This window comes from Pararhodobacter sp. (genome assembly GCF_034676545.1).
GTDB lineage: Bacteria > Pseudomonadota > Alphaproteobacteria > Rhodobacterales > Rhodobacteraceae > Pararhodobacter.
In genome coordinates this window covers 1-12,727 of the sequence record NZ_JAUCBZ010000003.1, presented here as the reverse complement: position 1 = coordinate 12,727, position 12,727 = coordinate 1, and the positions used below count along the sequence as shown (strand labels likewise).

Below are 12,727 nucleotides of genomic sequence, written 5' to 3'. Positions count from 1 at the left end.
TCGTCAATCACGAATAGTGGCACAAGGAACCATTCGCGCGGCACAACCGGCTGGCCGAAACGATCCTCTACCTTGATATCCAGACGAGCTGAACCGAACACCTTGTGGATCAGGTTCTCCAGCCGGGTGCGATTGATATTGTAGAGTTCATAGGTCGCCACTATTTCCACATCCGCCATCAGGAATGTCGGATCAAAGGCCGCATTGGCAATCCGGCGTGCGACGTCCCCGCCCGTCACCCCGATCTTGTGCAGCAATTTCCGGTTCGCTGTGACTGCTGGGAGCTCAGACTTGCTGCGCAGCACATAGATCGTGCCGCTGGCTTCATCGCCCTCCTCATTGCGATCCGCGAACAGGGGGCCTGCAACCGGGTCCGTGATGCGACGGCCCGTCTCGTCCTTATAGAGCGCCCTTTGAAGGGAGCGCAGAAGCAGGTCGCTTTCTGTGCCATTGGAATAAACGGCACGCAGGCGGGCATCCGTTTCACCATTTGGCGCTTTGATGGTTTCCCCGACCTCAGCCACATAAACGGTCTGGCCGCCAAGGATGAAAAACTGGCCCGGCTTGATCTCTGCTTTCAGGAAGCCCGCGTCTTTCACAAAAGGCCGCGTGGTGCGTACACCATCCTGAAGATCACGCTGCACCTGCTCAAACAGGGGGCGGAACTTCTCAAAATCCCGGCATGTCTCGCGATTGGCAATCTCCTCGGCCATCCGCCTTTCAGCAACTGGCCTCACATGCTTCAGCGCCGTGATGTCATCCGTTGTGGCGGTCTCAATGCCAAGCTCTGCCAGCAGGGCATCATCATCCAGCTCATCCAGATCTTCGCGCACAGCGACAGGAGCACCCGCAAGGAGCCCCTGATGATCAAATGATTCCAGCAGGGTCCGGCAATCTTCAAGCTCACGCAGCCGGTCCAGCCGCACCGCATAAAGGCGCTCGAAAATATCCCGCTCGTCACCATGGCGCGGCGCATGCCCGTGCTGTTCCACAAAGCGCTGGATATCCTCGAACCCGGCAATGACCCGCTCCTCGCGCGCCGTCCAGCGCCGCTCCTGCTTTTCCTCGACCTCAATGCCGAGTTCAGCCAGAAGCGCGTCGTCTTCCTCGGTAAAGGTCTTAGCCACGGCTGGCCTCCTGCTTCATGCGCTGAAGAAACGCCACCCCTTCTGCCATGCGCTTTTCCCATGGATCAGCGGCCGTGAGAGAGGGAAGCCGCCCGCGATCATTCTTGAACTGGACAGCACGCTTGGCCAATTCACGGGCCTCATCAGGAGACAGGGCAATCCGCTTGGCCCCGATAATAGCGGCCACCTGTTGCAGGCTTTCGGTCGTCATGGCCTTCGAGAGGATGGCGTAAGCCTCTCCAAACGGGTTGATCCGGTCGATCAGGTCAATATCCAGCTCTTTGACACTCAGGGCAAATTTGCGCACACCATCAACAAAGGCGGTGTTTGCCCCGGGCTCGCGCTCTTCGCCCGCATCATCAAGTACAACCTTCTTGGCCTGCTGGGTGAAATTGAGCGCAGCGATGGCATGCTGGCGCACGGCTTCCTGATCTTCCGCATCCAGTTCCGGATATTTCGCCTTCACGATCTTGCCCATACGCAGCTGGGTCAGCTCTTCCGGCACCAGTTCCTCATCAAACAGGCCACGCTCCAGCGCGGTCTTGTCCTGCACGAATGCCGCGACAACCTCATTCAGGTCTTTCTGGCAGATGCGTTGCGCCGCCTCGCTCCTTGGCGGCACCAGTCCCTTGATCTCGATCTGGAACTGGCCGCTCTCCTCGTTGAAACCGATATTGCACTTCTCAGGATCATAGCCGCCTTCGCCATAATCATAGTCGGGATCAGCAACATTCTGCGGGTTCTTGGGCTTGAACTCGAAACGCGGGGCCAGCACCTGTTCCATTAGCAGGCTGGCGGCAATGGCTTTGAGCGTATCATTGACAGCTTCTGTCACAGCCTCATCAGCCGCATCCGGCTGGGCAATGAGATTGGTGAAGCGGGCACGGGTCTTGCCCGGAGCATCACGGGTGGCGCGGCCGATGATCTGCACCACTTCGGTGAGGCTGGAGCGGTAGCCGACAGTCAGCGCATGCTCGCACCAGATCCAGTCAAAGCCCTCCTTCGCCATGCCCAGCGCAATGATGATATCGACATGATCGCGATTGTTCTTCTGCGCCGGATCTTTCAGCGCCACCGAGACCCGATCCCGCTTGGCCGGATCATCATCCACAAGGTCAGCGATGCGCAGAACACGCCCTTCCGGCGTCCTCACCAGCTGGAAGCCGGTCTGCGGGTCCGTGCCCTGCCAATCCCCCAGGGCGCCGATGATATGCTCGACCTCCTTGATCTTGTCCTTCGTGCTCTCGCGTGAATTGACGCTGGGAATATGCACGATGGTTTTTTTGGTCGGGTCCAACACATCAAGGATGTCGTCGGCATAGGAACCGGAATAGAAATAGTAGCCGATATCAAGCTGCTTCAGCCACTGATAGCCATTGAGCTGCTCATAATAGGTGTAGGTCACCTTATCGAACTTCGCCTCATCCTCGGGCGAGAGCACATCTTCCGCATCGCCCCGGAAATAGGAGCCGGTCATTGCCACAAGGTGCACGCGATCGCGCGCAATCAAAGCCCCCAGATGCGCGCCCAGCTTGTTGTCCGGGTTGGCGGAAACGTGATGGAATTCATCCACCGCGATCAGGCAGTCATCGAATACCTCGATCCCGAAGCGGTCCACGGCAAAGCGGAAGGTGGCATGGGTGCACACCAGAATCCGGTCTTCGCTCTCAAGGAAAGCCTTTACCGAATTGACCTTGCCGCCATCCGTACCCGGCGCGTTGCACAGGTTCCATTTCGGCACCACGGTCCAGTCCGCCCAGAAGCCGTACTTGGAGAGCGGTTCATCATTGAAGCTGGAGCCGATCGACTTTTCCGGCACCACTATGATGGCTTTGCGGATGTCCTGATTGTGCAGCTTGTCCAGCGCAATAAACATCAGCGCCCGGCTCTTGCCCGATGCCGGCGGCGACTTGATGAGCAGATATTGTTCGCCGCGCTTTTCATAGGCGCGCTCCTGCATGACGCGCATGCCAAGCTCGTTGGGCCGGGAGGATTTGCCCGTGTGGGCATAGGCAACGGAGATGGAGGGGACGTTCCGGGTCATGTCTTCTTCACACCTTTTGCCAGTGTTTTTGCCTTTTTCAGCGCCTCGGTGAAATGCCGCTCCACCGCGCTTGGCTCTTCTATCGCGCGGGCATGCCAGCGGTCGAACTCCTCACCGCCTTTCAGCCGGGCTATTTCAGCGGTCACATGCCCGGCATGGGTCAGCACATCACGGTCACTCAGGCGCAGGAAATCATCCAGCTTGCTGATCCAGTCGCGCATGGTCATGGGCTTGCGGTTCATGGCCTGAAGCTCCGCAAATTCCAGATAGGCCGTGACAATCCGGTTGAGGGCATCAATCTCATCGTCCGCCAGATAGTTCTTGGCGACAACAGCATCGGCCTTGCGCGGCGGCCCGCCTTTGGACTGGTTGGCCCATGAGGTCAGGCCCATATGATCCTTGCCGGCATCCGCCCGTTCCACAACTATCTCGGCGGCGGTGTGCCCATGTGCCGCCCAGTGCATCTTGTTCTGCACGGTCTGGAAAAACAGGCGGGAAGTCTCCGCATTACTGTCATAGTCCACACTGGTGGCATAAATATCCAGAACCTTCCTGTAAAACAGCTTTTCCGAGGAGCGGATGTCGCGGATGCGCGCCAGCAGTTCCTCGAAATAGTCTGCCTCGGGGTCTTTCAGGCGCTCGTCATTCATGACGAAGCCCTTGACCAGATATTCGGACAGGCTGGCGGTTGCCCAGCGCCGGAACTGGACGCCACGCGGGCTGCGCACCTTAAAACCAACAGCCAGAATCATCGGCAGGCTGTAATGCGCCACCTGCCGCTTAACGGTGCGCGCGCCCTCGGATCGAACTATTGAGTAATACTCAATAGTTGCCCCATCCTGCTCACCCTCTGCGATTATCACCTTGATATGCTTGTTGATATTGGAAACGCTGGTCTGGAACAGCTCAGCCATTCCCATCTGCGTGAGCCAAACGGAACCATCCCGCGCCCGCAACTGGATGACGGTGGAGCCATCCTCGGTATCGTAGAGAATGATCTCGCCAGCCATCAGGCCTCAGCCCCAGCCTTTTTGGCCTTGCCACGCTTTGGCGCGCCTGAGGCGGCAGTCATCTTCGTGTACATGTCAAACAGCTTTTCCAGCCGCTCGGTATCGTTGCGGAAGCGGCGGCCGATATAGACGCGCTCCAGCACCTCATCATTGCGTTCATGGGCTTCGCGCACGCGTGGAAACTCGGTGTCCATGCGTTTTGGATCATACATATCAGCAATGGTGGCCGGGAAATAATGCTCGCGCGCCAGAAGAATATCCTCGGCGCAGCGGGTGAGGGCGGCCTTGTTGTTTTCGATCAGGGTGGGAACGGGGAAGGTATTCCAGCCGAGGGTGTTGGAATAGCGGAAGTCAGTTTTCATCTTGCCGCAGACAGTGGAAATCCAGACCAGATGCAGACGCGAGACGATGAGTGCCATGTTCCAGAGGGGGGCATCGTATATGCCGAAATTTAGATCAGTAATGATGTTGCCCGGCTCTAGCAGTCCGGCAGGAATATATTCTCTCGACTCTGACGATATACGGGGTATTGCTACTATTCTCTCGTCCCCCACTTGGCGACGTTCGTCAAAACGGTGCGGATGGCCTGCGCCCTCGCGCGTGGCAGCCTTGCGGCTCGCTAGACGCATAGCGCGCACGGAATCGATGCGATTACGTAGTTCTGGGATTGCCTGTGCGCGGCTGGCGTCTTCATCCGCAACCCATAGACAGAACCGTTGGGCCCCACGGATAAACTCAGCGGAGCCATATACTCGCCTCACAAACCGCTGAGATTCGAGCGATGAGAGGCCCATCAACCGAACTTCGTCACGCGTCAAAAGCAAATGCCCTCCATCGACCGGACTACTTCCCCTATCCATTATGCCAACAGATGACATGGGGCTTACATTTTTTACGATTTCGACATTTGGTCCTGCGACAAGATATCCATTAATATTTTCGGTAACTTGAACGATACTTTCTCGATCCTCTTCGATCGAGAAAAGCAAACGCTTTTTGTCCGGATGATTTGAAATACCAACAATAGCGACCGTCACGCCGGCATTATGACTGGCAAGATTGGACCACCTGAATGATGTATGCGCGAAGGCTATCTGGTGGCCTGTTTGAAAGATAAGCGGCCAGAGAACAGGCACTTGCTGTCCTTGACATATCGAGTTCGTTGCAACGAATGCGGCCGCTGAATTTGCCTGAGTGCCGTAGTCCGCCGCCTTCATGAACCATCCTGCGACATAGTCGAGCGACTTCCAGTTCGATGTTCTGTTGCCAAAGATCACCAATAGATCTGCCTTTTGCTCCGCGTCCTGCCAAGCAGACCCCAGATACGGCGGGTTCCCGCAAATATATGTCTCCCCACCCTCGTTCTCGAACTCGACTTCGGCCCGCTCTTGCACCTCATGCAGCAGGTCATCCGCCCTGTGCTTCACCTCGGTTCCTGTCGGCGGACAAATGCTCAGCCAGTCCACCCGCAGGGCATTGTCGCAGATGATCCAGTTTTCTTTTCCCAGCGGCAGAAAGTCATTCAGTGCAGACTGCTTGCCGCGATAAAGCACATCGCACTGATATTCGGCGATGATGAGCGCAAGGCGGGCAATCTCTGCCGCAAAATCACGGATCTCGATGCCCCGGAAATTGGTGAGCGGAATGACGCTCTTGCGCGAATGCTCATTCTCGCGCGCATTGATCTCAGCCTCGATCTTCCGCATTTCCTTGTAGGCGATGACAAGGAAATTGCCTGATCCACAGGCCGGGTCAAACACCCGGATGCGCGCCATGCGGTTGCGCAAATTCACCAGCTTGCGATGGCTGGTGCCGGCCTCTTCCAACTTTGCGCGCAGATCATCCAGAAACAGCGGGTTCAGCACCTTCAGGATATTGGGCACGCTGGTATAGTGCATGCCCAACTCGCCGCGCTCCTCCTCATTCGCCACAGCCTGTATCATTGAGCCGAAAATATCGGGGTTGATCTGCGTCCAGTCCAGATTGCCGATATGCAGGAAATAGGAGCGCGCCATTTTGCTGAAGCGCGGTACCTCCATCTCACCGGAAAACAGCCCGCCATTCACATAGGGAAACGGCTCATCGGCCCAGCGCGGAATACCCGCCGCCGCCCTTTCTTCCCGCTTCAGGTTCATGGCGCGGAACAGGGTGCCAATCACCTCATGGGTGTTGGAGGCATCCTTCTCACTCATCTGCTCCACCGTGGTGGTGAAGCGGCCGGTGCCATCAAAAATATCGGTATCCTCCGCGAAGAAGCAGAAAATAAGCCGCGCCATGAAGTGGTTCATGGCGGTGCGCTGCGCATCTGCTCCCCACTCGGGATTATCCTTCAGCAGTTCCACATACAGCCGGTTAAGCCGGCTGGTGGCGCGGATATCGAACGAGCTGTCGCGGATCTGCTTGACCGTGGTGATGCCGGCCAAAGGCAGGAAAAAGCCGAACTTGTTGGGAAAATCACCATAGGGGCAGGCAACGGTTTCGCCATCAATGAGGTTTTCGGACTCGAACCAGTCTCCATCCGTGGCAAGAATGAACTTGGCCTTCGCCCGTGTCGTGGCCGGGCTGGCCTTCAGGGCGGCAAGAGTGGCCGTGACCTCGCCGGGTGGGGCGATGGCGATATGGATGTTATTGGTCTGGAGGACGCCGCCGATATCAGACCTGTTGCTCTCCCCCTTGCGCAGGCGCTTGAGGGTGGTTTCCTTGTTCCCGAACGCCTGAAGGAAGAGATAAGGGAATTCAGCGGCATCAAACGGCTGCTCGGCCAGATCGGAAATGGCCTGTTCGATTTCAACAGCGTTCATGCAGCCCTCCAGCCTTTTATCTGCCGCTGCAGTCGCCATCTCGCGGGCATCTGCGGGGCACTCAATCTGCAAGGTCTGTGATAGCGCGCAATTCTGAACCTGCAAGCCGGCAGCTGCTCCCCTTCCTTTTTCTCCGGCGCTACCAACAGGGGTGGGATGGGTGCCAGCTCATGGCCCAATCACCAGATATGGCAGGCTCTATGCTATATGGAGAAGCGTCCTTGACGAGAACCTACGGCTGACGGGGTCTAATTCCCCAGACCTGCCTAGCTCACGCACCGGCATGTCTCGCCAAGGACGTGTGGTGAAAAATAAGCCGTGACCCATGAGGCGTCAACGGAAAGGGCGAAGTGCCCCTCCCTATTCTGCAAGTTCAGTCTCTTCCTCATCAGCCTTCAACTCCAGAGTCGGCACCGGGCGGATTGCCGTGCCTTGTACCGACATGATGAGCGCCGTGAGGGGATTCTCAGCCTGTCCGCCATGGTCCAGCGCAACCCGGTCACCATACTGCTGGGGCCGCAGCTTGGAGAGAGCCCATTTGCGCACATCAACCCGAAGACGGGATCGCTGGACATGCTCTGACCGGAAATTGCCCTCTGCATCAAAATCGCCCGATGCGTCGTCGGCAATCTCGAAGATTTCCTCGAACAGAGCCTCGGCACCATCCACCTTTGCGCGCGCGTACATTTCCTTGAATTCAGGATAGCGGTTCATCCATGTATAGATGGCGCTCACAGCAGGCATGCCCGGATCGGAGCACACGGATTTGAGCGAGCGGCCCGTGGCCAGTTCCCCGCAAATCTGCACTGCCAGTTCTTCGCTATAGACAACAGGCAGGGCCCGCTTCTTCTTCGCGGTCATTATCTCACTTCTCCCCAGCGCTGTGTTCCTGTGCTTTCCAGCACTGCACATGCCACGTTCTGTCGTCTTCGGTGCGCAGGCACACCAGCCAGTCAGCCTTGCCGCAGGCTGCGCAGGTGGCAGGGTGCGTTGGCAAGGCCTTGCCCCGCGAAAGGTGAAGCACTTCCGCCCTTGCAAACGCCTCGGCTTCTTCACGGTGCAACTCGCCATCATATTCGACGATAGCCGCCCTCTCTTCGTAATGCTCCTGCCAGGCGGGCGGAATGGAGGTTGCCGTTTCATCTGTCGCGGCATGCGGGGCAATCTTCGCCTGCGGCTGGGTATCGGTCATGACGCGGGCGAGCGCGTCCCGCACCTCCAGCCTCCATGATGCAGTCATCACGTCCTCACCACCCTGTAGGCTTCACGCCCTGTTTCCAGCGGCACCAGCCATCCGGCTTCCACCAGCATGCCGATGGGCGCGCGCAGCTTTGCTTTCTCGCGAAGGGAGTTGGGTCCACGACGCAGGATGTCGCGTGGCGTGACCGTATCGCCAGCCCACTTCTCCATCAGCCACACGCGCAGCGCCTCCGCCTGCATCGTGCCGGCGGACACAACGGCGGCATCGCACAGCCTCACCGCTTCGTTCAGATAGTAGCTTGCAAGCTGAACGGCATCCGCCATCGTCGCGCCCGTGATTTCCGGGGCATTCAGATCGCCCCAGAGGGTCATCACGCCGGCAAGACGGCACGCCTGTTCGCAGGTCTTGGATGCGTGCGCCCGCACCTCCGCCAAATCGCCGCCGGGAGCCTGCGCTTTCTCTGTTGCCATATAATAGACCTGCAACACCTCACGCGCCTGCCGCGAAAGAGGAAGGGTGCGCGGCGTGAGCTCCTGCCGGTCATCGCCCGTCGGCATGTGTGCGGCCATCAGGCTTTCCACCTTTGCGGCAAAGTTGGCGATGATCCGGTCGCTTGCCGGATCGTGCTCCAGCTTGAGCCGCGTTCCGGCGGTGGTGGTGGGCGCGGCGATGAGGCAGCGAGCGAGGAAGCCCTGCCCACCAGCCACCGGATCGGCCAGCAGTGGTGCCATTGCCACCGGCTGGGCCATCAGGTGAAGGGACAGGCGGCGGCCAAACATCGTAACGGTTCCATCGCCTGCGCGGGAGCGTGTCAGCGGGTCTCCGTCCCAGCATTTGGACAGACCAGCCAGCGTTTTAAGGCGGTGATCGGCGCTCATGGCATGGCCACCAAGAAATGCGCCGGCTTCATCGGAGAACAGGCCAAGACTCGGATGACCTTCAATGAACAGCTTCATGACGCCCTCAAGGGTCGGCTCGCCAACAATGCGGGTCGGAACAAGAGGGGGGAACGGTTCTTCAGCGGCAAGCAGTTCAAGTTCTGCTGCTGCCGCCTCGCCTTTGTCACCACCACGCGCGGAGGCTGCAGTGAGAGCTTTTTTGCGCGCCTCCCATGTCGCGCGGCGGATGTCGTAAGGGGTGCGCTCTTCCTTGTACGTCTTGTCCTGTTCGCGGGTGTATGCGTGCAACCCTCGCAGGGCGAGACGGTCAGCGGTTGATTTGCGTTCGCCACTTTCTGCGACTGTTAAAAGAAACAGGCTGCAAGGCGCAGCGCCGCCTGCAAGAAGTTCGACGTTTGCATGCGGTTGAACGCATAGCGCAGCGGCCCCAAGGCTGCTTTGTGCACAAAGAGCAAGGGGAGCTTCGGTGACGTCGTGAATGGCATGGGCAATCTCCGCGAGCGGGCCAAGATGCGCGACGGGGAATGTCTCCCCCGCCTCAATGTCACGGACGAGCGGCTCCGGTGCAGGGGCCGCGAAAGGACGGAGCGGAATGGGCTCAGACATGGGCTGCACCCCGCAGCGTGTTGGCGGCGCGCCTTGCAAGCAACATGTCCAGCGCGTCTTGCCCATCAGGTGCTTCCAGGATGGAAACCTTCCAACCCAGTCGGTCCGCGCGTGTCGCCAGAGTGTCCGCTGCCTGGCGTCCAGCCGGGTCACCATCCGCGCAGATGACAAGCGTGTCCGACATGCCCAGCACGCCCGGCATGCCCAGCAGCGTGACGCGCGCCATATTTGCTGCGGAAAGCGCAGCCCAGACCGTGTGTTTCCTGCCCGTCAATTCAGAAGCCGCCAGCGTGGTTTCGATCCCTTCACCGATCAGCAGCGGAGTGCCTTCAGCGGGGTGATCCAGCACCACCACCCCACCCGCCGTCTGACCGAGCATCAGCTTTGCGGGTGCGACGTCGATCTTCCCGGAGCCGTCTGGCATCAGGAAAGTCCGGTGGATCGCGAAGTCTGGCACGCCAGAGATTTCAGCAACCATCGCAGGCAAATGCTGCCCTGACGGGGCGTGGTACAGGCTGCCGTGGCAACGGAGGTGGACGGTCGAGCGTGGAGAGCCCAGGCCACGGGCGCGCAGGTAGTTTTCCCCGACCGAGCCCCACAACGGGCCGGCCTCATTCCAAATCTGGCGAGCGCGGCGGGCCTTCTCCCCCATCTCTTTGGCGGCCTGCATTTCCGCCCGGTGGAGTGCCGCCGGATCGACGGTCGGTTCGTGGCCTTCACCCGACACAATCCCGCGCGCACGGAGCGCATTGAGAATGCTGGTGAATATGCAGCCAGCGTGGCAGTTCAGCAGGAGCTTGCCGTCGCGGCCCTGCGACACGGAAAGGGATGGCTCGGTGTCGTGGTGCGCCACGCACTTGCACAGGCCGTAGGTTCCCATCCATTTGCCGGCGAGCGCGGCGGTAACCGCGCGTGCCTCGGAGTTGCCAGTGTTCATGCCGCACCCCCGATCTTTTTCGCGACCAGAACGGGGGCCGCATCGAAACGGCGCTGCGCTTCCTCCAGCAGATCAGAAGTGGCCATCACAGCCTTGCCGTTGAGATGGCGGACCGGCACCGTCCACCGCTCAAGAGAGCGTGCCGCAACGGGAAAAAAATTTTCAGTGATGATCTGCGCGCCCGTCTTACGATCCACGAAGCGCGGATACGCAGAAAGGTCCAACGCCTTAACAAGATTCATGTTTTCCTCGCAGGTTTGCGCAGCGGGATGCTGCGGTCCACCTGCAAGGAGATGATGAATTCATCGGACGAGTTCAGAGGCAGGAATTCAGAAAGACGACATGAATTATTATGTCAATAAAATCAAAACCTTATGAGGAAATTCCTGACACCCTTTCTGTCATCAAATGTGACGCTCACCTTCCTGTATCGTCCGCGCCATATTCCATATACTCGCCAAGCATCTTGATGCGCGATCCGGTGAATGTGGTCATGAAAACTGCCCGGCAGGTGCAGACTTCGAACGAGCCACCTGCAAGCGCATCATCGCGAATTCCTGATGCGACCGGGCAGCAAAAATACCAAGGCAGATGGGGTGGGGCAAACCAACATGATCCACTTCTCCATGCCCAGATCTCATGGCACAGCAGGCGGCGTTCCATGAGCAGCCATTCGGAATAACCGTCCCCTCAAATTTGGGGGCGTTGCTTGACATGGGGCTGATGAACTCCATACTTGTTACATGTAACGATATGAGGCACATCATGGCTACCCCTGTCACACAGCGCGTGCAGAAGCGCCGGGACACGCTCCGGGCGGCGGGATTGCGTCCGGTGCAAATATGGGTTCCCGACACCCGCAAACCCGGCTTCGAAGATGAATGCCGCCGTCAGGCCCGTATGGCCGCTGCTGCTGATGCCGCTGATACCACCGATCTGGAAGATTTCCTCGATGCCGCCCTGGCCGATCTGGAAGACGATGAGAGGCAGCCGTGAGGCGCGGCGATCTCGTGACGGTCGCCATTTCGGGTGACTTCGGCAAGCCACGTCCTGCGCTTGTGGTTCAATCCGATCTGTTCGGCGACACTGGTACTGTCACCGTGCTCTTGCTTTCGGGCACGCTGATAGATGCACCATTGATCCGGCCCACCATTCAGCCGTCGGCGCAAAACGGCCTGCGCAAACCATCGCAAGTGCAGGTCGACAAGGCCATGTCCGTGCGACGGGAGAGAATTGGCCCGCCTTTTGGTCGGCTTGAAGATGAAGCCATGCTGGCGATCACGCGCTCTCTGGCCCTTTTCCTTGGGCTTGCATGAAGGCGGCTGATACGCGAACGCGCCCGGGCATGGTCCATTCGGACAGGTCCGCGAACCGGGAAGCCAACCGGCAGAAACATCAGCCACCAGCCAGAGGAAGAGCGTTATAGCTTCCGGTCCGTCTTTGGCCGTGGCCCCGGTCTGTCCCATGTTGGAGTCGGTGCCCGCCGCTTCGCCCGTTCCCAGCATCTGTTGAAAGCCCGCTCCGGCAAGAACGGCCACTGTTCCTTCGCGGCATCAAGATATTTTTCTCGCGTGCTTGGCGCAGTAGAATGCTTGCGCCGCTCCGATACCAGCCACGCCAGACATTCCGCCTCATCATTGTCCGGATCAACTTCACGCAACCACGCTGCCAGCTTCTCGCAATCGAGTTCGACTTCCATCCAGTCGTGATAAAGCTCCGGCTCCTGCGCTATCTGCTGTCCGGCCTGCATGAAAGCATCGTCCTGCTCATCGTGAAGCGGTGCGAAGGTGATTTCATTGCATTCAGGATCGAAGCCACGGTGCAAGGTGAAGCCTCTCACCCGCGAAGGGTCGAAATAGGTGGAAGGAATATCAATGCGCCTTCCATCCGGCCCTATCCCGCGAAAGAGAACATGTCCGGCCAGTGCTGCATCATTCAGGACAATCTCAAGCGCCAGCGCGGACAGGTCATGGCCTTGCCAGTCCGACAGTTCAGCGCGCAGTTCTTTCACCTTCGCCTCCACAGGTGGAATGTCGATCAGGTGCTCCCATGCTTCGTCCAGCGTTACCGCCACACGCCCGTTAATCCAATCCTTCTTCACA

At 58.8% G+C, this 12,727-nt stretch carries 13 protein-coding genes; 2 read left to right on the top strand and 11 right to left on the bottom strand.

Annotation, left to right across the window (positions count from 1 at the left end):
- The 10 genes from VDQ28_RS00370 to VDQ28_RS00325 form a co-directional block, all read right to left on the bottom strand.
- Window positions 1-1,127: GIY-YIG nuclease family protein (locus tag VDQ28_RS00370; protein WP_323034146.1), on the bottom strand; the 1,127-nt coding region annotated here is incomplete at its 3' end.
- Complete coding sequence (locus tag VDQ28_RS00365) at window positions 1,120-3,171, bottom strand: DEAD/DEAH box helicase (RefSeq protein WP_323034145.1); 2,052 nt, start codon at window positions 3,169-3,171, stop codon at window positions 1,120-1,122. The genes VDQ28_RS00365 and VDQ28_RS00370, both read right to left, overlap by 8 nt.
- Window positions 3,168-4,181, bottom strand: coding sequence for a virulence RhuM family protein (locus tag VDQ28_RS00360; protein WP_323034144.1), 1,014 nt, complete (start codon window positions 4,179-4,181; stop codon window positions 3,168-3,170). The genes VDQ28_RS00365 and VDQ28_RS00360 overlap by 4 nt, the downstream gene beginning before the upstream one ends.
- Window positions 4,181-6,982 carry a class I SAM-dependent DNA methyltransferase gene (locus VDQ28_RS00355; RefSeq protein WP_323034143.1) on the bottom strand — a complete coding sequence of 934 codons (2,802 nt, stop codon included), beginning with the start codon at window positions 6,980-6,982 and terminating at the stop codon, window positions 4,181-4,183. The genes VDQ28_RS00360 and VDQ28_RS00355 overlap by 1 nt, the downstream gene beginning before the upstream one ends.
- Window positions 6,983-7,342: 360 nt before the next feature.
- Window positions 7,343-7,843, bottom strand: a complete 501-nt coding sequence (locus tag VDQ28_RS00350) for a hypothetical protein (RefSeq protein ID WP_323034142.1) — start codon at window positions 7,841-7,843, stop codon at window positions 7,343-7,345.
- 4 nt (window positions 7,844-7,847) lie between these two features.
- Window positions 7,848-8,198 carry a hypothetical protein gene (locus VDQ28_RS00345; protein ID WP_323034141.1) on the bottom strand — a complete coding sequence of 117 codons (351 nt, stop codon included), beginning with the start codon at window positions 8,196-8,198 and terminating at the stop codon, window positions 7,848-7,850.
- A 23-nt stretch (window positions 8,199-8,221) separates the two neighbouring features.
- On the bottom strand, window positions 8,222-9,688 hold the full coding sequence (locus VDQ28_RS00340; RefSeq protein WP_323034140.1) for a YfjI family protein: 1,467 nt from the start codon (window positions 9,686-9,688) through the stop codon (window positions 8,222-8,224).
- The gene (locus VDQ28_RS00335; protein ID WP_323034139.1) at window positions 9,681-10,625 is read right to left on the bottom strand and encodes a toprim domain-containing protein; all 945 of its coding nucleotides are present in this window, start codon (window positions 10,623-10,625) and stop codon (window positions 9,681-9,683) included. Before VDQ28_RS00335 ends, VDQ28_RS00340 begins: the two co-directional genes overlap by 8 nt.
- The gene (locus VDQ28_RS00330) at window positions 10,622-10,867 is read right to left on the bottom strand and encodes a hypothetical protein (protein WP_323034138.1); all 246 of its coding nucleotides are present in this window, start codon (window positions 10,865-10,867) and stop codon (window positions 10,622-10,624) included. The genes VDQ28_RS00335 and VDQ28_RS00330 overlap by 4 nt, the downstream gene beginning before the upstream one ends.
- A 175-nt stretch (window positions 10,868-11,042) precedes the next feature.
- Entirely contained in the window at window positions 11,043-11,288 is a 246-nt protein-coding gene (locus VDQ28_RS00325) for a hypothetical protein (RefSeq protein ID WP_323034137.1), read from the bottom strand.
- A gap of 102 nt (window positions 11,289-11,390) precedes the next feature.
- Here VDQ28_RS00325 and VDQ28_RS00320 point away from each other — a divergent pair, with 102 nt between their 5' ends.
- The gene (locus tag VDQ28_RS00320; protein WP_323034136.1) at window positions 11,391-11,621 is read left to right on the top strand and encodes an antitoxin MazE family protein; all 231 of its coding nucleotides are present in this window, start codon (window positions 11,391-11,393) and stop codon (window positions 11,619-11,621) included.
- Window positions 11,618-11,941, top strand: coding sequence for a type II toxin-antitoxin system PemK/MazF family toxin (locus VDQ28_RS00315; RefSeq protein WP_323034135.1), 324 nt, complete (start codon window positions 11,618-11,620; stop codon window positions 11,939-11,941). The genes VDQ28_RS00320 and VDQ28_RS00315 overlap by 4 nt, the downstream gene beginning before the upstream one ends.
- Window positions 11,942-12,045: 104 nt before the next feature.
- Here VDQ28_RS00315 and VDQ28_RS00310 read toward each other — a convergent pair.
- Window positions 12,046-12,727, bottom strand: a 682-nt coding sequence (locus tag VDQ28_RS00310; RefSeq protein WP_323034134.1) for a hypothetical protein, incomplete at its 5' end; no start/stop codon positions are given.

Bases quoted from the DNA above. Each gene is read 5' to 3' on its own strand.
- VDQ28_RS00330 (WP_323034138.1), bottom strand. From the start codon at position 10,867: ATGAATCTTGTTAAGGCGTTGGACCTTTCTGCGTATCCGCGCTTCGTG.
- VDQ28_RS00325 (WP_323034137.1), bottom strand. From the start codon at position 11,288: ATGGAACGCCGCCTGCTGTGCCATGAGATCTGGGCATGGAGAAGTGGA.
- VDQ28_RS00355 (WP_323034143.1), bottom strand. From the start codon at position 6,982: ATGAACGCTGTTGAAATCGAACAGGCCATTTCCGATCTGGCCGAGCAG.
- VDQ28_RS00365 (WP_323034145.1), bottom strand. From the start codon at position 3,171: ATGACCCGGAACGTCCCCTCCATCTCCGTTGCCTATGCCCACACGGGC.
- VDQ28_RS00320 (WP_323034136.1), top strand. From the start codon at position 11,391: ATGGCTACCCCTGTCACACAGCGCGTGCAGAAGCGCCGGGACACGCTC.
- VDQ28_RS00335 (WP_323034139.1), bottom strand. From the start codon at position 10,625: ATGAACACTGGCAACTCCGAGGCACGCGCGGTTACCGCCGCGCTCGCC.
- VDQ28_RS00360 (WP_323034144.1), bottom strand. From the start codon at position 4,181: ATGGCTGGCGAGATCATTCTCTACGATACCGAGGATGGCTCCACCGTC.
- VDQ28_RS00350 (WP_323034142.1), bottom strand. From the start codon at position 7,843: ATGACCGCGAAGAAGAAGCGGGCCCTGCCTGTTGTCTATAGCGAAGAA.
- VDQ28_RS00340 (WP_323034140.1), bottom strand. From the start codon at position 9,688: ATGTCTGAGCCCATTCCGCTCCGTCCTTTCGCGGCCCCTGCACCGGAG.